Origin of the sequence: Bradyrhizobium sp. NAS80.1 (assembly GCF_001908205.1) — a bacterium.
In the GTDB taxonomy this organism is placed as follows: Bacteria; Pseudomonadota; Alphaproteobacteria; order Rhizobiales; family Xanthobacteraceae; genus Bradyrhizobium.
The window spans coordinates 1-1630 of the sequence record NZ_LGHL01000397.1 but is presented as its reverse complement, the minus strand read 5'-3'; the positions used below and the strand labels follow the sequence as shown (position 1 = coordinate 1630).

At 64.0% G+C, this 1630-nt stretch carries 1 pseudogene; it reads left to right on the top strand.

Annotated elements, in window-relative coordinates:
• Positions 1-460: 460 nt before the first annotated feature.
• Positions 461-1630: pseudogene (locus AC629_RS43800) on the top strand (DEAD/DEAH box helicase); the annotation flags it as partial.

The window sequence follows — 1630 nt, the reverse complement described above, 5'->3', positions numbered from 1 at the left end:
TGCGATTAATGGAATCGCAAGAACCATGCCATAGGCTGAGCACCTGCCAACCTATTGGTCAGAATAGACAATTTTGCCGCAATCTAAATTCGACCGCAGTCCGACTGCTCAAAACTTGAGCTAATAAAATGTATGCTAATGCGGCAAGCAGTTCATTTTTTGAGCAAGCTTGCGCTCCTGTCTAAATTTCCGGCACAACTATTTCTGCACCGCAATCGTCGTTTGAGCCGGGCTTGCCTTGAAAGCGCCCCCTCGATGTTCCATATGACCCAGCGAGACCTCTTGCGAATCAAGGGGTCGTAGCGAGCCGCGTGTTCTTAAGCCCTCTCGGGCCTCTGGCTTGCCCCATCTCACCAAGCCATCCGACACCCCAAACACGCAGGTGTCTTCTCGACACCCTTTTGCGCGCGCCCCGCGGACTGCGTCGGGCGCCCGCTTTTGACATGGAAAGACCCATCTTTTGACTTCGTTTCAGGACTTCGGCCTAGCCGAACCCATCGCGCGCGCTCTTCGTGAAGAGAACTACGTCACCCCCCACCCCCATCCAGGCCCAGACCATCCCGCTGGCGTTGACCGGCCGCGACGTCGTCGGCATCGCCCAGACCGGCACCGGCAAGACCGCATCCTTCGCGCTGCCGATCCTGCACCGCCTGCTCGAGCACCGTATCAAGCCGCAGCCCAAGACCACCCCGCGTCCTGGTGCTGTCGCCCACCCGCGAGCTGTCCGGACAGATCCTCGACAGTTTCAACGCCTATGGCCGCCACATCCGCCTGTCCTCGACGCTCGCCATCGGCGGCGTTCCGATGGGCCGCCAGGTCCGCTCGCTGATGCAGGGCGTCGAGGTCCTGGTCGCCACTCCCGGCCGCCTGCTCGACCTCGTGCAGAGCAACGGGCTGAAGCTTGGAAGCGTCGAGTTCCTCGTGCTCGACGAGGCCGACCGCATGCTCGACATGGGCTTCATCAACGACATCCGCAAAATCGTCGCCAAGCTGCCGATCAAGCGGCAGACGCTGTTCTTCTCGGCCACAATGCCGAAGGACATCGCCGAGCTCGCCGACGCCATGCTGCGTGATCCCGCCCGCGTCGCGGTCACCCCGGTCTCATCGACCGCCGAGCGCATCAACCAGCGCATCCTCCAGGTCGACTTCTCGGCCAAGCCCGCCTTCCTGACCAAGCTGCTGCAGGACGAGCCGATCAACCGTGCGCTGGTCTTCACCCGCACCAAGCACGGCGCCGACAAGGTGGTGAAGACGCTGGCCAAGGCCGGGATCGCCGCCAACGCCATCCATGGGAACAAGTCGCAGAACCATCGCGAGCGCACGCTCGCCCAGTTCCGCTCCGGCGAGATCCGCACCCTGGTCGCCACCGACATCGCCGCCCGCGGCATCGACGTCGACGGCATCAGCCACGTCATCAATTTCGACCTGCCCAACGTGCCCGAGACCTATGTGCACCGCATCGGCCGCACCGCCCGCGCCGGGGCCGACGGCACCGCGATTTCGCTGGTCGCCGGCGGCGAGGAGCTCAGCTATCTCCGCGATATCGAGCGGCTGATCCGCGTGGCCCTGCCCCGGGAGGACCTCCGCACCGACGCCGGCCGCCGTGATGCCGGCCCTCCCCCGCCGCAGC